The organism is Candidatus Poribacteria bacterium (genome assembly GCA_026702755.1).
Taxonomy (GTDB): Bacteria; Poribacteria; WGA-4E; order WGA-4E; family WGA-3G; genus WGA-3G.
The window spans coordinates 1-3,688 of sequence record JAPPBX010000022.1 but is presented as its reverse complement, the minus strand read 5'-3'; the positions used below and the strand labels follow the sequence as shown (position 1 = coordinate 3,688).

Sequence of the window (3,688 nt, the reverse complement as noted above, 5' to 3'; positions counted from 1 at the left end):
ACTTAGGATCTATTGGGGTTACGCCTCGTGAGGGTTCAAGTCCCTCCTCGCCCATCGTCGTATTTGAGGGTGGCGGGTTTTTATCTCTTCAGTAAATTAGGGACAGGATTGGGCAGTTCCAATACCATAAAAATCTGGTACACTCCTTTGCAGTCCCGGTGCGGTTACAAACCGTACCTACCGGACCGGGGGCACAGGGCGGATTTCTAAAGTGCTTTACTTTAGCGTTCTGGAAGAACGACGGATATAAAGTTAATTCTAATTTTGAAAGTATTCGGGTTTTGAATGCTTAGCGTGAGGACAAAAAAACTTGAAAGTTCAAATTGAGAGGTTAGACACCACGCGAGTCCGTCTGGACATAGAGGTTCCTATTGAAGACGTTAATGCAGCATTAGAAGAAACTTATGAGTCATTGCGTACCCAAGTCTCCATCCCCGGTTTTCGGAAGGGACGCGTTCCTATAACGATTCTCAAATCAAGATTTCCTGAGTATGTCAGTAGCGAAGCCATCCGCTATCTGGTTATTCATGCTTACGAAGACGCAATCTATAACGAAAATTTAAACCCACTGGCACAGCCTACTTTTACCCCGCCACTTGACGAATTGCAAGTCAAGGAAAACGAATCTCTCACATTCTCAGCCACCGTAGACATTCGCCCCAATATCAGCCTCCCGGGTTATGAAGAACTTGAGACCGATAAAAATCCTGTTGATGTACCGCGCGAAGATGTTGATGTCTATATTACACAATTGCAGGCACAATCCGCCACTTATGAACCGCTTGAGGTTGAACGTTCGGTACAGGAAAAAGACTGTGTCCGTGTAGACTGGGAATGCTCACTTGATGGTAAACTAATCGACACCGAGTCGCGACAAGATGTTGATGTAGAACTCGGCGTTGGCACTTTACACGAAGAGCTTGAACGGGCGTTACTTGGCATGCAAATCGGGGAGACAAAAACTGTAGATATTGAATTTCCTCAAGAACACAGTGTCAAAGAGTTCGCCGGTAAGTCTGCGGCATATAAAATAACACTGCACGCTATCACGGAAAAGCATCTTCCTCCCTTGGATGATGAGTTTGCGAAGGACCTCGGTTACGAAAATTATTCTCAACTTTATGGAATGATATGGAACAACCTCGTTGAAGAGGCGACAAGTATACACGTTGATAAACAGAAGGCAGAGTTGTTGGAGCAACTCATCGAAAAGACCGAGATTGCGATTCCAGAACCCTTAGTCGATCAATATGTCGAGCAGACGCTTCAAAACGTGCAACAGCAACTCGCGACCGAGCGTAGAAGTGCTGAAGAAGCTGGAATTGACATGGATACGCTACCGGAGGATTTACGTCGGGATGTCATTCAACAAACAAAACAGTCATGGATTTTCGAGATAATTGCCGAACAGGAAGGGATTTCCGTGTCCGACGATGAATTGGAATATGAAATTCGACGTGCCGCCGAACAACAGAACCGCGACGCTCAAAAATATGCCACCCTGCTGAAATCAAGCAACCGGTTGGAGGATTTCCGAGGGCGGCTACAACACGAAAAAATTTATCAGTTCCTGATTCACCGAGCATCTGCTAAACAGTCACTCATAATTGCCTGAAGAATATGGCTATCGGCTATCAGCAAAGAGGGAGAGGCTTCCGTCTTCTCTTTACCGACTGCTGACGGTTTTCGATGGCTGATGGCTATGAAAAAATATGAATCTTGTACCTATCGTCGTTGAACAAACTAGCCGGGGCGAACGGTCGTATGATATTTATTCTCGCCTGCTGGAAGATAGAATTATCATGATCGGCACGCCGATTGATGATGACGTTATTGCAAACATCGTAACAGCACAGATGCTTTTTCTTGAGGGTAAGGACCCTGATGCAGATATTGTGCTCTATATTAACACACCCGGCGGTTCGGTTTCCGCAGGTTTAGCGATTTACGATACGATGCAGTATATCAAGGCAGATGTCCAGACATGGTGTTTGGGTAGAGCGTATAGTATGGGAGCTATCTTACTCGCTGCGGGGGCACCCGGCAAACGCTACGCGTTACCGCATGCGAAAGCATTGATTCACCAGCCGATGGCAAGTGGTATCGGTGGTCAAGCCTCCGATATTAGCATTCATGCCCAAGAAATTTTACAGGAGCGAGATCGGCTTTATGCTATTTTAGCCGAGCATACCAGCCAAGATGTCAAAAAGATCGCTATCGATGCCGACCGCGATTTTTACATGACCGCCGAGCAAGCACTTGAATACGGTCTCGTTGACCATGTTGTCTCGCAACGTGCCACAGAGAAGCAATAGCCATCAGCAGTCAGCAATCAGTAAAGAGACGTTGGGTTCACCAAACACCCTCTTATCTGACAACTGAAAGGTTTTTCGTAGAAAAACCGCTTTGACGGCTGACAGCTAATCCCATGACGGCTGATAGCCACTAAAAAAGGAAAATCTCTAATGTCACAATCCGCCCATCGTGAAGTGTCTTGTTCTTTTTGTCTCCAGGACAGTACACAGATCCGTCTACGACTCCTTCAAGGTAGAGAAGCAAATATTTGTGTTGAATGTATTGTTCGTCTATCAGCATCCACGGTGGATAATGCTTCATGTGCATTTTGTAGGCGCGATAATACGCAAGTCGAAAGACTCTTTAATGGAGTTGAGGCGAATATCTGCGAAAAATGTCTTTCCGAGTGTATTGATGTTTGTAATGACGTTCTCGCTCGCAGACCGGATGGTAGCATTGATTTTGCTATGGAGGACTTTAAAAGCGGAGAGAGACGCGAACAGCAGGAATCTGGCGGTTCTCAAGGCCAATCTTCACAAACACGCGGCAGTTCGCGTGAGAAAACGGAAACTGATACCGCAGGTACAGCACGCTCGCAAACAAAAAATGAACAAGGCACACTTGGAGTACCCCCCTCACCTGAAGAAATTAAAGCGAAACTTGATGAATATGTAATAGGTCAGGAAGATGCTAAGAAAACATTAGCTGTTGCAGTTTACACACACTACAAGCGATTACACCACAGCAGCAGCACAACCCAGGACGTTGAATTGGACAAGAGCAATATTTTGCTCATCGGTCCAACAGGCACGGGGAAAACGCTCCTTGCCCAAACGCTTGCTAAAGTTTTGGATGTGCCATTCGCTATCACCGATGCAACAACGCTGACGGAAGCTGGATATGTCGGTGAGGATGTCGAAAATATCATCTTGAAACTCGTCCAAGCTGCAGATGGTGATGTAGCGCGTGCTGAAACAGGTATCATTTATATTGATGAGATTGATAAGATTACGCGAAAATCCGAAAATCCATCAATTACGCGTGATGTCTCCGGTGAAGGCGTTCAGCAAGCACTGCTTAAGATTCTTGAAGGCACAACAGCGAATGTCCCACCACGCGGTGGTAGGAAGCACCCACACCAAGAGATGATTGAGGTTAATACCAAGCGGGTATTATTCATCTGTGGCGGGACCTTTATCGGGTTAGAAAATGTGATTAAGGATAGACTCGGCAAGCAAAGTATTGGCTTCGGTTCGCCTATCCAACCCAAGAGCGAGACACGGATTCATGAAATCTTTGCTCAGGCAACGCCGAAAGATCTCATTAAATACGGTTTTATACCGGAGTTAATTGGACGACTCCCAGTTGTCACAACGCTTCATGAATTGGATGC

3 protein-coding genes are annotated in these 3,688 nt (G+C 46.0%); all 3 read left to right on the top strand.

From position 1 onward, the window contains the following. Positions 1-310 precede the first annotated feature (310 nt). Positions 311-1,615: a trigger factor gene (gene tig / locus OXH39_04260; protein ID MCY3549651.1), complete on the top strand. Its 1,305-nt coding sequence runs from the start codon at positions 311-313 to the stop codon at positions 1,613-1,615. A 97-nt stretch (positions 1,616-1,712) separates the two neighbouring features. Then, on the top strand, positions 1,713-2,315 hold the full coding sequence (locus tag OXH39_04255) for an ATP-dependent Clp protease proteolytic subunit (GenBank protein ID MCY3549650.1): 603 nt from the start codon (positions 1,713-1,715) through the stop codon (positions 2,313-2,315). Between the two features lie 150 nt (positions 2,316-2,465). Then, on the top strand, positions 2,466-3,688 hold a 1,223-nt coding region (gene clpX / locus OXH39_04250), incomplete at its 3' end, for an ATP-dependent Clp protease ATP-binding subunit ClpX (GenBank protein MCY3549649.1).